Consider the following 13,049-nt stretch of genomic DNA (forward strand, 5'->3'; position numbering starts at 1 on the left):
CAGGCGATCGGCCACGCGGCTCTCGCGGCCGGCGCTGTTCTCGGCGTTCGCCTTGCGGGCGCCGAGCAGGATCTTCGGGGCGCCGCCCCTGGCCGCGTCGCGTCGGCCGGCGCTGTCGCGGCGGGCCTTCTTCTCCCGGGCGGTCTGGCCTTCCCGCTCGACCCGGCGCAGCTCGCGCTCGGCGGCGTCCAGCCCGCGCTCGGCGGCGTCGCGCTCCTCGTCCCGGCGCTCGGCGTAGTGATCCCAGCCGCCGCCGTAGAGCCGCGCGCCCAGGCTGGAAAGCTCCAGCACCCGGTCGACCCCGCGCAGCAGCTCGCGGTCGTGGCTGACCACCACCGCCCCCTTGCGCCAGCCCTCGAGCAGTCGCGCGACGGCGCCCTTGGCCTCCGCGTCGAGATTGTTGGTGGGCTCGTCCAGCAGGATCAGGTCCGGCTCGTCGACCAGCAGGGCGGCCAGGGCCACGCGGGTGCGCTCGCCCCCGCTGAGGGTGGCGGCCTCCCGGTCCAGGCCGATCGCGCCCAGGCCGGCCTCGGCCAGGGCGGTCTCCAGCCGCGACGGCAGCAGCCAGTCGGCCGCCTCGAAGTCTGCCTCGCAGGCGCAGCCCTGCTCGATCAGGTCCAGCCGGGCCAGCCCCTCGGCCACGCCGAGCGCGTCGGCGACCGTGTCGCCGGGCGCCAGCGGCAGGCTCTGGCGCAGCACGCCGACGCGCCCGCCGAAGCTGACCGCGCCGGACGCGGGCGTCGCCTCCCCCGCCAGCAGCCGCAGCAGGGTGGTCTTGCCCGAGCCGTTGCGCCCGACCACGCCGATGCGTTCGGGGCCGAAGGCCAGGCTCAGATTGTCGAAGAGAGTGCGGCCGTCAGGGGTGACGGCGCTGACGCGATCCAGGGTGGCGAAGGCGGGCATGACGAGACTCGAAGCAAGGGCGGGAAAGGGCGGAGCCGGTTTCCAGCGCTTCGATCATCGTCACCTCCTCGGATACGGGAGGCGTAACTTAGGGGCGAACGGCCAGGGCGCAAGCCCGGACCCGCGCTCAGTCGACCAGGTAGTAGGCGGCGATGAGGCCGACCAGGACCACACAAGAGAAGATCGTGCGGCCGCGCGAGCGCCACCACCACCAGCGGCCGGTCCAATGATTGTACCAGGCGGCCGCCAGTCCCGCGATGAGGACGATCAGCACCCAGCGGGGGTCTTCAGGACTGCGGGTGATGCCGAAAAGCGCCTGCATGGGATCCGTCCTCGCCCCGGCGGACCGGGGCTTCAGACGGTAGGATCCCCAACAAAGCTGAACGTACGGTTCAGGCCGCGCCCAGCATCCGCTCGACCATCGGCTGGACCGCCTTGGGCTGCACCGGCCAGATCTCGCGCTTGAGGTGACGCCACAGGGCGTTGATCTCGAAGGCGGCCAGGCTGTCCGGGTCCATCTCCTGGGCGGCCAGACCGGCGCGCACCGCCGTCTGGTAGGCGGCGCGGTAGCGCAGGCCGACCGGGGCGACCGGCAGGCCGTAGGAGTCCAGCATCTCCACCGTCTCGCGGATCAGCCGCGGCTCCTCGCCGTTGCGGCGCGAGGGGGCCTGGTTCAGCACGATGAAGGCCGGTTTGCGCAGATTGTTGACCAGCTCGGCCGTGCGCTGGATCGAGCGCACGTCGAAGAAGCACGGGCGGGTGACGATCACGCAGAAGTCCGCCTCACGCGCGGCTTCAGCCGACTCCTGGTCGTTGGATGAGCGGGTGTCGAGCACCAGCAGGTCGGTGCCGGCCCGCATCTCCGCCTGTTTCAGCGTGAACAGAGCGCCGGCCTTGGCCTCGATCACGCGCGGACCGTCGCCGATGCGCTCGCGACGCCAGTCCAGCGCCGAGCGCTGCGGGTCGAGGTCGGCGACGACGACGCGGCGCTTCGCCTTGGCGGCCGCCACGGCGATCTGAACGGCGACGGTGGTCTTTCCGGTTCCGCCCTTGCGGGACAGCACGGCCAGAGTACGCATTCTCCCCCCTGAAGAAGGCGACTGGGTTGAACGGAATGCACTGAGGAGCCGCGCATTAACGCGCGTTAACGATCTTATTGAACGTGATTCTCCGAACGGCGCGACGCCAAGCCGCACGCGTTCGCAAAATGTTCTTGTGCAAAACGCGAGTCTCGTCCCTACATCCGGGCGTTACGTCGTTCGGCCGGCCCGCGCGACGCGCAGTTTGAAGAGCCCCATGTCCGATCAGAATTTTATTCGTGTGCGCGGCGCGCGTGAGCACAACCTCAAGGGCGTCGACGTCGACATCCCGCGCGGGAAGCTCGTCGTCATGACCGGCCTGTCGGGCTCGGGCAAAAGCTCGCTCGCCTTCGACACCATCTACGCCGAAGGCCAGCGCCGCTACGTCGAGAGCCTGTCGGCCTACGCGCGCCAGTTTCTGGAGCTGATGGGCAAACCGGACGTCGACCTGATCGAGGGCCTGTCGCCGGCCATCTCGATCGAGCAGAAGACCACCTCGAAGAATCCGCGCTCCACCGTCGGCACGGTGACCGAGATCCACGACTACATGCGCCTGCTGTGGGCGCGGGTCGGGGTCCCCTACTCGCCCGCCACCGGCCTGCCGATCGAAAGCCAGACCATCAGCCAGATGGTCGACAAGATCACCGCCCTGCCCGAGGGCGAGCGCCTCTACCTGCTGGCCCCCGTCGTGCGCGGCCGCAAGGGCGAGTACCGCAAGGAGATCGCCGACTGGCAGCGCCAGGGCTTCCAGCGCCTGAAGATCGACGGCGAGTTCTACGCCATCGAGGACGCGCCGGCGCTCGACAAGAAGTTCAAGCACGACATCGACGTCGTGGTGGACCGCATCGTCACCAAGCCGGGCCTTGAGCAGCGGCTGGCCGACAGCCTCGAGACCGCCCTGAACCTGGCCGACGGCATCGCCACGGCCGAATGGGCCGGCGTCGAGGACGGCGAGAAGGAGCCCAGGCGCATCCTGTTCTCGCAGAAGTTCGCCTGCCCGGTCTCCGGCTTCACCATCAGCGAGATCGAGCCGCGGCTGTTCTCGTTCAACAACCCGTTCGGCGCCTGCCCGGTGTGCGACGGCCTGGGCGTGAAGCTGGCCTTCGACGCCGAGCTGGTCGTGCCCGACAAGGACAAGACCCTGCACAAGGGCGCGATCGGTCCGTGGGCCAAGTCGCCCTCGCCCTTCTACACCCAGACCCTGCAGGCCCTGGCGCGCCACTACGACTTCTCCATGGACAAGCCGTGGCGCGACCTGCCGGAGAAGGCGCGCAAGGTGGTGCTGTTCGGCACCGGCGAGGAGAAGATCAAGTTCTCCTACGACGACGGGGCGCGGAAGTACGACGTCTCCAAGGCCTTCGAAGGTGTCGTCAACACCATGGAGCGCCGCTGGCGCGAGACCGACAGCGCCTGGGTGCGCGAGGAGCTGGGCCGCTACCAGTCCGAGACGCCCTGCGAGGCCTGCGACGGCTATCGCCTGAAGCCGGAAGCCCTGGCCGTGCGCGTCGGCGGCGAGCACATCGGCAAGGTCTCCAACCTGTCGATCCAGCACGCCCACGCCTGGTTCGAGGCGCTGGAGCCGACCCTGTCGCCCAAGGACGCCGAGATCGCGCGGCGGATTCTGAAGGAGATCAAGGACCGGTTGCGGTTCCTGAACGACGTGGGCCTGAACTACCTGAACCTGGCGCGCTCGTCCGGCACCCTGTCGGGCGGCGAGAGCCAGCGCATCCGCCTGGCCAGCCAGATCGGCTCAGGCCTGACCGGCGTGCTCTACGTGCTGGACGAGCCGTCGATCGGCCTGCACCAGCGCGACAACACCCGCCTGCTCAACTCGCTGAAGGGCCTGCGCGACCTCGGCAACTCGGTCCTCGTCGTCGAGCACGACGAAGAGGCGATCCTGACCGCCGACTACGTCATCGACATGGGTCCGGCCGCGGGCGTCCACGGCGGCGAGATCGTCGCCGAGGGCAGCCCCGACGACGTCATGGCCAACCCGAAGTCGCTGACCGGCCAGTACCTGACCGGCGCGCGCGAGATCGAGGTGCCGGAGGACCGCCGACCGCTGGGCAAGAAGCGGCTGAAGGTGATCGGCGCCACCGGCAACAACCTGAAGAGCGTCACCGGCGAGATCCCGGTCGGCACCTTCACCTGCATCACCGGCGTGTCCGGCGGCGGCAAGTCGACCTTCACGATCGAGACCCTCTACAAGGCCGCGGCCCGGCGCCTGAACAACGCCACCGAGGCCCCCGCTCCCTACGACCGGATCGAGGGGCTGGAGCATTTCGACAAGGTGGTGGACATCGACCAGTCGCCGATCGGGCGCACGCCGCGCTCGAACCCGGCGACCTACACCGGCGCCTTCCAGCCGATCCGCGACTGGTACGCCGCCCTCCCCGAGGCCAAGGCGCGCGGCTACGGCCCGGGCCGCTTCTCGTTCAACGTGAAGGGCGGCCGCTGCGAGGCCTGCCAGGGCGACGGCGTCATCAAGATCGAGATGCACTTCCTGCCCGACGTCTACGTCACCTGCGACGTCTGCAAGGGCAAACGCTACAACCGCGAGACGCTGGAGATCGTGTTCAAGGGCAAGTCGATCGCCGACGTGCTGGACATGACCGTCGAGGAGGCCGCCGACTTCTTCAAGGCGGTGCCCAGCGTGCGCGACAAGATGGAGACGCTGAAGCGCGTGGGCCTCGGCTACGTCCACGTCGGCCAGCAGGCGACAACCCTGTCAGGCGGCGAGGCGCAGCGGGTGAAGCTGTCGAAGGAGCTCTCGCGTCGGGCCACCGGGCGGACCCTCTACATCCTCGACGAGCCGACCACCGGCCTGCACTTCGAGGACACCCGCAAGCTGCTGGAGGTGCTGCACGAGCTGGTCGAGCAGGGCAACACCGTGGTCGTCATCGAGCACAACCTCGACGTCGTGAAGACCGCCGACTGGATCCTGGACTTCGGCCCGGAAGGCGGCGACGGCGGCGGCCTGATCGTGGCCCAGGGCTCGCCCGAAAAGGTCGCGGCCGATCCGCAGAGCTGGACCGGCCGCTATCTGGCGGAGGTGCTGCGCCGGCACGAGGACCGGCGCAAGGAACGGCGCAAGCGGGCCTCCTAGGCCCGCTGCCCCGCGTCCGACCGCAGTCGGCGGTAGAGCTGGGCGTACAGCCCGGTCGCCAGCGGCAGCTGCACGTACGCCGCCACCAGGGCGGTCAAGACGGACACGGCAAGCACCGCGCCCAGCGGCAGGACCGGCGCGCCGTTAGCGCCCGGCGTCCCCAGTGCGCTCTCGACCGCGGTCGTGACAGCCGACGCGGTCAAGCTCGGCAGGCTGACCAGGACGGTGGACGCGAACACGAGCCAGAACCGCCCCTTGGTCAGGGTCCAGCTCCGGAACAGCGTGATCCGCTCCTCGGCGACGACGGCGGCCTGGTAAAGCGACAGGCGGAGCCCCAGCCAGAGAACCAGAACGAAGAAGGCCATCACGACCAGGCTCAGGAGAGCCGAGGGCTGCGGGCCGAGCACCTTCACCAGCGCTTCAGACACCGCTTCAGGAGAGGCGCCGGGGCTGAGGCCTTGCAGGACCGGACCGCCGCCGCCGGCGAGGACGATCGCCACCATGACCACGAACGCCGTCAGCATCAGTGCGGCGATCACGGCCATGAGACAGACGCCCGCGCCCAGCAGCCGCCACTCCGGTTTGCCCCACTGCAGGCCGCCCGGCCCGGTGCGGAAATCCACGTCTCCCGGATGCTCGCCGGCGAAGGCCCGGCGGTAGAGCGCGCCGTAGGCCATGCACCCGGCGAGCGCGGACGCAATCACCGCCGGCAGGGTCATTTGCGGGACGCCGAGATACGGGGCGGCGAAGGCCGCTCCGGTGGTCACGGCGACGAGGGTGAGCGCGCCGAACGCGGACTTCCAGTTCGCCTTGGCGAACAACACCGCGTGCCCGACCGCATCCAGGACACCGAACTTATTCTGGGCCACGTCTTCCTCCGCAGGCTCGCGCTTGCCGATAACGCGATTCCGCGCGATCAGGCCCCCTCGCCCGCCAGTTCACGATAGGCGAACGCCTGAGGCGCGTAGGCGATCGCCAGTTGCAGCGCCGCGAGCACGATGTTGCCCAGCAGGTAGACGGCGAAGGCCGCCCACAGGCCCGGCGCCAGATTGGCCAGGTCCGGGTTGCTGACCGCCTCCAGCGCGTGGAAGCCGCCGCCCAGGATCATCACCAGGGCGATGATGATGGTCGAGCCCAGCAACAGCACGACCACGTAGAGCGCCGCGACCAGCACGTACATGCCCAGCAAGGGCCAGAACGGGCCGCGCGTCAGGGTCCAGGACTGGAAGATCCGCACCCGCTTCTGGGCGAAGGTCATGGCGGCCGCGAGCGACAGCCGCACGCTCCAGACGACGCCGAGCGCGACGATCACCACGAAGCCGATCGCGCCCACCACGCCGGCCGCGGCCGGTCCGGCCACGCCGTCCGCGACGCCGGCGACCGCCACCAGGACGCCCAGCAGAACGGCCCCGACCAGGGCCAGGACCAGGGTGACCAGCATCAGCCGAAGCTCGTCGGCGCCGAACCGCAGATAGGCGAAGCGGCTGTCCTGCGGCCGCAGCACGGCGCGGTACACCGCCGCCTTGGCCACGCTGCCGATCACCAGCCAGGCGAGCCCGCCGACGGCGGCCAGCGGGACGAGCGTCGTAAGCGCTTCGACCGCCTCCGCCGGCGTGGTCGGCTCCGTCTTGATCGACGCCAGCGCGCCGGGCCCCGCCACCATCAGCAGCAGGGCGCCGGCCAGGGCCGTCGCCACGACGTAGAAGACCGCCCAGCCCACCACCGCCAAGGGCTTCTCGCGGGTCAGGCGAAAGCCCTCGAACGCCGCGTCGGTGGCGGAAAACGCCATGTCTGGTCTCCAGAACGAACTGCGGGCCCACGGACCCGAAAACAACAAGCGAGCGGGCCGGACGTTCGGCTGCGCGCCCTACGCTTCCCGCGCCGCCGTCAGGTCGCGGTAGGCGCCCGCCGCCGGCGCGTAGGCGACGACGAACTGCACCGCCGCGAGCACCATCTGCAACAGGAAATAGACGCCCAGGCCGATGCAGGCCTTCGAGGTGAGCGTTAGCTCGGCCACGTGCGGCAGCTGGTCGGTGTCATAGCTGAAGTGGAACGGAACGCCGAAGGCGGCCAGGGCGGCCTCGGTGACCATGTCGCCCACGAAATAGATCACCAGGGCCACGATGTTGGCGAGCAGGAACATGGCCAGCAGCGGCCAGAACCGGCCGCGGGTGAGCGTCCAGGACTTCCAGAAGCGCACCCGTCCGGCCGCGAGGGTCATCGGCCCGGCCAGCGACAGGCGCACGCCGACCCAGACGTAGAGCAGGAAGGCCGCGACACAGCCCAGCACGGCCGCGGCCCACTGGCCGGCCGTGAACGGGAAGGCCAGGTCCAGGTGCACGATCGCGAAGACCGGGCCGAAGACGAGGACGATGGCGATCAGCGACTGCAGCAGGGCGACCACGACCTGGCGCAGTTCGTCTCCGCCCAGCCGCAGGAAGCCGAACCCGACCTTTTCAGGCTTGAGCACGGCCCGGAACAGCGCGGCCAGCAGCACGCCCTTCATCACCAGGGCGACCGGCAGGACGGCGGCGACGGCCAGGGCCAGCGGACCGAACAGCCGCAGCGCTTCGGCGTGCCCCAGGGTCTCGTCCTTCAGCCCGTCGAGGGCGGCCAGGGTCGGCCAGGCGACGGCGAGGAACAGCGCGACGATCGCCGCGCAGAACACCAGCATGACCAGGGCCCAGAGCGCCACCGACACCGGCCGCCGGCCGATCAGGCGAAAGCCTTCCAGCCCCGTGTGCGAGATCGAGAAGCTCATCTCACGCCCCCTCGGTCTGAGGGGCGCCGAGCTGGCGGTAGGCCACCGCCCATGGGGCCGTGACGATGGCGTAGAGCGCCGCCGTCACCAGCGACAGCACGAGCGAGAACGCCAGGATCGCGGGCAGCAGTTCGGAGATCCACGCTTCCATCGGCTTCTGGAAGAAGGCCTGGAACCGGTGCGGATCGAAGCCGCCGTCGACGCCGAAGCCGAGCACGGCGGCCCAGCCCAGCGCGCCCACCACCATCTCGATGACGAGGACGACCACCAGGATCAGCACCGCCAGACCGAGCAGGCGCCCGCCCTGGCCGCGGGTCAGGGTCCAGGACTCGAACAGGCGGAAGGTCCGGTCCGCGAAGGTCATCGGCGGGGCCAGGGACAGGCGCAGGCCGACCCACACCAGGGCGCCCACCGACGTCAGCACCACCACCGTCAGGCCGACGGCGCGGATCACCCCCGCCCAGGGCGCCGCGGCCAGGCCGCCCAGCAGCCAGACCACCGCGCCGGCGGCCGCGCCGCCCATAGCCATGGCGAAGGCGGCGATGAACAGCAGGACGTAGAGGCAGAGGAACACCAGGGCCTGCCACAGCTCGTCCTTGCCCACGCGCAGGTAGAAGAAGCCGCGGTTCTGCGGCTCGAGCACCGCGCGGAACACCGCCGAGGTCAGGATGGCGCGCCCGGCGATCGCGGCCAGGAAGGTGATCGGCTGATACAGGGTCAGCGTGCTGTTCACGCGCACCAGGGACTCGAGGTCGGGGTCAGGGCGTCCTCCGGCCCCCGCCGTGCGGATGACCTCGAAGATGTCGCCGCCGACAAGCGAGAACAGCGCCGCGCTCGGCAGCACCGCCAGCACGAAATAGACCAGCCCCCAGACCAGCAGCGAGATCGGCCGCCGGCGGATCACGTTGAAGCCCGCCTCTAGGGCGTCGCTTATCGAAAAGGTCGCCATGGAAGAGTCATTTCCCGTCGGGCCCGGCCGGCAGGTACTCCAGGCGTCGATAGGCGGCGCTGAGGAACCCGGCGGTGAGCGGTTTCTGGACGAACGCGTACGCCAGGGCCTGCAGCCCGTGGAAAATCAGAAGGTTACGCCCGGTCAGGCCGGACATGCCGTGCTGCCATACGAACAGGGCCACGGCCGGCGCGGAGGCCAGCACCAGGCCGAACAGCAGCGGCCAGAACGAGCCCTCGGCGACGCCCAGGGCGTTCAGCGACACGACCCGCCGACGGCCGACCGTGGCCGCCCCGTACAGCGAGAACCGCACGGTCAGCAGCAGGAAGATCGCGGCGATCCCGACCACCAGCACGCCGAGCACGCCCAGCTGCACCGGTCCGGCCAGGCCGCGCAGGTCGGCCAGGGTGTGGATCTTGCCGAACGCGACACCGTTCAGCTCGGCCGCCGTCAGGGCGACGGCCAGGACCACCACCGCGGCGATCGCGATCATGGTCAGGAACAGGCTGATCAACGCCTGGGCGCCGAAGAGCCGCAGCTCCGGCAAGCCGAACTGCAGGCCGGCGAAGCCCAGGCCTTCAGCGCGCGCCTGGCCGCCGAACACGCCCAGACGATAGAGCGCGCCGTCGGCGACCAGCACCGCGGCGATCGCCGCGACGACGAGCGCGGCCGGCGCCCAACCGCCCGGCGGCAGCTTCCCCAGGGACGACAGCACCAACGGCGCCGCCTCCGCCAGGCCGACCAGGATCAGGGCCGCCCACGCGCCGCTCCAGGCCCGCGGCAGGAACCGGACCGCTTCGCCCAGACACGCCCACACGGGCAATCTACGACCACCACTCATGCCACCCTCGACCCCACGGCTTCGGCCGCGCCCCTGGTCCCGTCCGCCTCGCGGCGGCCGACAGGACGATACGCCAAGCTTTACGGTTTATAAACTAAGGGGAGGACCTTAGCCCGCCGCGTCGCCGTGGCGAGCGCTCAACGCCTGATAGGCGACTGCCGCCGGCGCGTAGGCGACCGCGTGGTGAACCGCGTTGCACAAGGAGATCAGGGCGGCGGCCACCAGGGCGGCGATCACGCCCGACACGTGGAACTCGCCGGTGGCGACGTGGACCGGCAGGCCCGCCAGCATGGCTTGCGGCAGGACGCCGACGATCAGCGCGAGCGCCAGCAGGGCCGGCACGACGTAGGTCAGCAGGGCCATGACGTAGGCGACGATGTTCATGGCCAGCAGCTCCCAGGCCATGCCGCGGGTGAGCGGCCAGACCGAGCGCATGCCGTGCAGGCCGCGCTCGAACACCAGCGGCCGCATGATCGACATGCGCACGCTGAGATAGGCCAGGGCCACGACCGCGCCGACCACGAACACGCCCGCGCCGACGAAGCTCCAGGGTTCGGGCAGCATGGCCATGGAGGCCAGCACGCCGCCCACGGCGATCAGCGGCGCGCCGAAGGCGACGGCCACCGCTTCGGCCGGCCACCAGGACATCTGGCCGCGCACCAGATAGAGCATGGTCTGGTCCAGCTCGGCCCGGCCCCAGCCGAGGTAGCCGAAGGCCTTGCTGTCGGGCTTGAGCACCGCGCGCATGGTGGCGGCCTGGACCACGCCGCGGACCATCACGGTCAGCACGCCGACGGCCAGCATGGCGAGCAGGAACAGCAGGCCCGGATCGGAGCTCCCGGCGAACAGGCTGTCGGCGTCCACGCCGACGTCCGTCCCCGCCAGCGCCAACACGGCGCAGAGCAGCAGGAACAGCGGCGCGAAGTACAGCGCCCCCCAGACCAGCACGGCCAGCGGCCGCCGCGCGATCAGCCGGAAGCCCGCGAACGCGGCGTTGACGACGGACAGGCGCGCGCTCGCGCCCGCGGCAGAACTCGAAGACATGGTCATCCCCCCAAACGACGGCGGGACCATATCAGGGTTATGTGACGGCTCCCATCCTGGGACACCTCCCTCTTCGCCGTGGCCGCCGACAGCCTCATCCGAACCGCCGGATCGGATGCGGCCCGGAAGACTTTGAGTGAGCGCATTTTCCACGCCGAACCGGCCGCCACTTCGGCAGGAAATGCGCTATGTGGGGCGCATGACTGTGAAACCCGTTCATGTGATCGGCGGCGGCCTGGCCGGCTCCGAAGCGACCTGGCAGATCGCCCAGGCCGGCGTGCCTGTCGTGCTGCACGAAATGCGCCCGGTGCGCGGCACCGCGGCCCACCAGACCGAGGGGCTGGCCGAGCTGGTCTGCTCCAACTCGTTCCGCTCCGACGACTGGGAGCACAACGCGGTCGGCCTGTTGCACGCCGAGATGCGGCGCTGCGCGTCGATCATCATGAGCTGCGGCGACGCCAACCAGGTGCCGGCCGGCGGCGCGCTCGCGGTCGACCGCGACGGCTTCTCGGCCGCCGTGACGGCGAAGCTGGAAGCGCACCCGCTGGTCACCATCGTCCGCGAAGAGGTCGCCGGCCTGCCGCCGGAGGACTGGGACAGCGTGGTGGTCGCCACCGGCCCACTCACCTCGCCGGCCCTGTCGCAGGCGGTGCTGGAGCTGACCGGCGAGGGCCAGCTGGCTTTCTTCGACGCCATCGCGCCGATCGTGCACGCCGAGAGCATCGACATGTCGGTGGCCTGGCGCCAGTCGCGCTACGACAAGGAGGGCCCGGGCGGCGACAAGGCGGCCTACATCAACTGCCCGATGACCAAGGACCAGTACGACGCCTTCGTGCAGGCCCTGCTGGACGCGCCGAAGGCCGAGTCCAAGGACTGGGAGAACGTCCCCTACTTCGACGCCTGCCTGCCGATCGAGGTGATGGCCGAGCGCGGGCGTGAGACGCCGCGCCACGGGCCGATGAAGCCGGTCGGCCTGACCAACCCGCACCAGCCGGACCAGAAGCCCTGGGCGGTCGTGCAGCTGCGCCAGGACAACGCGCTGGGCACGCTGTTCAACATCGTCGGCTTCCAGACCAAGATGAAGCACGGCGCCCAGACCGAGGTGTTCCGCACCATTCCGGGCCTGGAGAACGCCCAGTTCGCCCGCCTGGGCGGCCTGCACCGCAACACCTTCATCAACTCGCCGCGCCTGCTGGACGCCTCGCTGCGGATGAAGGCCATGCCGCGCCTGCGCTTCGCCGGCCAGGTCACCGGCGTCGAGGGCTATGTCGAGAGCGCGGCGGTGGGCCTGCTGGCCGGCCGCTTCGCCGCGGCCGAACGCCTGGGCCGTCCGCTGGCCGCCCCGCCGGCCACCACCGCCCTGGGCGCCTTGATCGCCCACATCACCGGCGGCTGGCTGGAAGGCGGCGGCGCGTTCCAGCCTATGAACATCAACTACGGCCTGCTGCCGCCGATGGAGGCGCCGCGGCGCGACGCCGAGGGCCGCAAGCTGCCGCCGCAGGAACGCGGCCGGGCCAAGAAGCGGGCGATGAGCGCGCGCGCCATCGCCGACCTCGACGGCTGGCTGGGCGAGACGGCCCTGGCCGCCGAATGACCGGGGGGCGGCCATGACCCGCAAGGCGGCCGCCCTCGGCACCCTGCTGTTTCTGCTCGCGCCGGCGACCGTCGCCTGCCTGGTCCCCTGGTGGATCTCCGGCTGGTGGATCGGGCCGCCGCTGCTGGGCCTGGAGCTCGGCCGCTGGATCGGCGCGGCGCTGACCGTCGCGGGCCTGGGGCTGCTGCTCGACTGCTACGCCCGCTTCGTCCTGCAGGGCTTCGGCACGCCGGCCCCGGTGGCCCCGCCCTCGCGGCTGGTGGTCGGCGGCGTCTACCGGCACGTGCGCAACCCGATCTACGTGGCGGTCACCGCGGTGGTCTTCGGCCAGGGCCTGCTGTTCGGAAGCGCCGCGCTGCTGGCCTATGCGGTCCTGGTCTGGCTGGTCTCGCACCTGTTCGTGCTGCTCTACGAGGAGCCGGACCTGCGCCGCCGCTTTCCTGACGACTATCCCGCCTACGTCGCCGGCGTGCCGCGCTGGATCCCCCGCCTGACGCCCTGGCGAGGATCTTAGAGCCGCCCGGTCGCGACCGCCGCGGTCACCCGCAGCCGCCGCATCAGGTCTGACGGCGTGCGCCCCCGCGCGTAGGGCGCGGCCAGGGCGACGTAGGCGATCGACGGGAAGGCCGCCACTGACAGGTCCCTCACCTCGCCACGCGCGGCTTTGACGGCGCGGGCCACCTCGCCCCGCACGTCGGCGGTCAGCTCGGCCGGCAGGCGCGCCGGGCCGCCCGAGGCGGCCAGCCGGTGCAGGCCGGCCAGGCCCCAGGCG

At 70.8% G+C, this 13,049-nt stretch carries 12 protein-coding genes and 1 pseudogene; 3 read left to right on the top strand and 10 right to left on the bottom strand.

Annotation, left to right across the window (positions count from 1 at the left end):
* The 3 genes from G3573_RS15060 to G3573_RS15070 all read right to left on the bottom strand — a co-directional run.
* The coding region (locus G3573_RS15060) for an ATP-binding cassette domain-containing protein (RefSeq protein ID WP_163262068.1) at nt 1–903 on the bottom strand (903 nt) is incomplete at its 3' end.
* Between the two features lie 127 nt (nt 904–1,030).
* On the bottom strand, nt 1,031–1,225 hold the full coding sequence (locus tag G3573_RS15065) for a hypothetical protein (protein ID WP_163262070.1): 195 nt from the start codon (nt 1,223–1,225) through the stop codon (nt 1,031–1,033).
* 70 nt (nt 1,226–1,295) lie between these two features.
* Nucleotides 1,296–1,982, bottom strand: coding sequence for an AAA family ATPase (locus G3573_RS15070; protein WP_163262072.1), 687 nt, complete (start codon nt 1,980–1,982; stop codon nt 1,296–1,298).
* Between the two features lie 217 nt (nt 1,983–2,199).
* On the opposite strand from G3573_RS15070, the gene uvrA reads away from it, so the two are divergent.
* A complete protein-coding gene (gene uvrA, locus G3573_RS15075) occupies nt 2,200–5,088 on the top strand; it encodes an excinuclease ABC subunit UvrA (protein ID WP_163262074.1) in 2,889 nt (962 codons plus the stop codon).
* Here uvrA and G3573_RS15080 read toward each other — a convergent pair.
* From G3573_RS15080 to G3573_RS15105, 6 genes are all read right to left on the bottom strand, one after another.
* Nucleotides 5,085–5,957, bottom strand: coding sequence for a hypothetical protein (locus G3573_RS15080; RefSeq protein ID WP_163262076.1), 873 nt, complete (start codon nt 5,955–5,957; stop codon nt 5,085–5,087). The genes uvrA and G3573_RS15080 overlap by 4 nt on opposite strands.
* Before the next feature lie 47 nt (nt 5,958–6,004).
* The gene (locus G3573_RS15085; protein WP_163262078.1) at nt 6,005–6,877 is read right to left on the bottom strand and encodes a hypothetical protein; all 873 of its coding nucleotides are present in this window, start codon (nt 6,875–6,877) and stop codon (nt 6,005–6,007) included.
* 78 nt (nt 6,878–6,955) lie between these two features.
* Nucleotides 6,956–7,849 carry a hypothetical protein gene (locus G3573_RS15090; RefSeq protein WP_163262079.1) on the bottom strand — a complete coding sequence of 298 codons (894 nt, stop codon included), beginning with the start codon at nt 7,847–7,849 and terminating at the stop codon, nt 6,956–6,958.
* A 1-nt stretch (nt 7,850) separates the two neighbouring features.
* A complete protein-coding gene (locus tag G3573_RS15095) occupies nt 7,851–8,798 on the bottom strand; it encodes a hypothetical protein (RefSeq protein WP_163262080.1) in 948 nt (315 codons plus the stop codon).
* Between the two features lie 7 nt (nt 8,799–8,805).
* Nucleotides 8,806–9,615, bottom strand: coding sequence for a hypothetical protein (locus G3573_RS15100; RefSeq protein WP_163262081.1), 810 nt, complete (start codon nt 9,613–9,615; stop codon nt 8,806–8,808).
* Between the two features lie 132 nt (nt 9,616–9,747).
* Nucleotides 9,748–10,683 carry a hypothetical protein gene (locus tag G3573_RS15105; RefSeq protein ID WP_163262082.1) on the bottom strand — a complete coding sequence of 312 codons (936 nt, stop codon included), beginning with the start codon at nt 10,681–10,683 and terminating at the stop codon, nt 9,748–9,750.
* A gap of 199 nt (nt 10,684–10,882) precedes the next feature.
* Between G3573_RS15105 and trmFO the strand changes: the two genes are divergently transcribed.
* Nucleotides 10,883–12,277, top strand: coding sequence for a methylenetetrahydrofolate--tRNA-(uracil(54)-C(5))-methyltransferase (FADH(2)-oxidizing) TrmFO (gene trmFO, locus G3573_RS15110; RefSeq protein ID WP_163262083.1), 1,395 nt, complete (start codon nt 10,883–10,885; stop codon nt 12,275–12,277).
* Between the two features lie 13 nt (nt 12,278–12,290).
* Nucleotides 12,291–12,791 (top strand): isoprenylcysteine carboxylmethyltransferase family protein, encoded by a 501-nt coding sequence (locus G3573_RS15115; RefSeq protein ID WP_163262084.1) that lies wholly within the window; start codon nt 12,291–12,293, stop codon nt 12,789–12,791.
* On the opposite strand, the pseudogene G3573_RS15120 reads toward G3573_RS15115, so the two are convergent.
* A pseudogene (locus tag G3573_RS15120) lies at nt 12,788–13,049 on the bottom strand (phytoene/squalene synthase family protein); the annotation flags it as partial. The gene G3573_RS15115 and the pseudogene G3573_RS15120 overlap by 4 nt on opposite strands.

Origin of the sequence: Caulobacter sp. 17J65-9 (assembly GCF_010975005.1) — a bacterium.
In the GTDB taxonomy this organism is placed as follows: Bacteria; Pseudomonadota; Alphaproteobacteria; order Caulobacterales; family Caulobacteraceae; genus 17J80-11.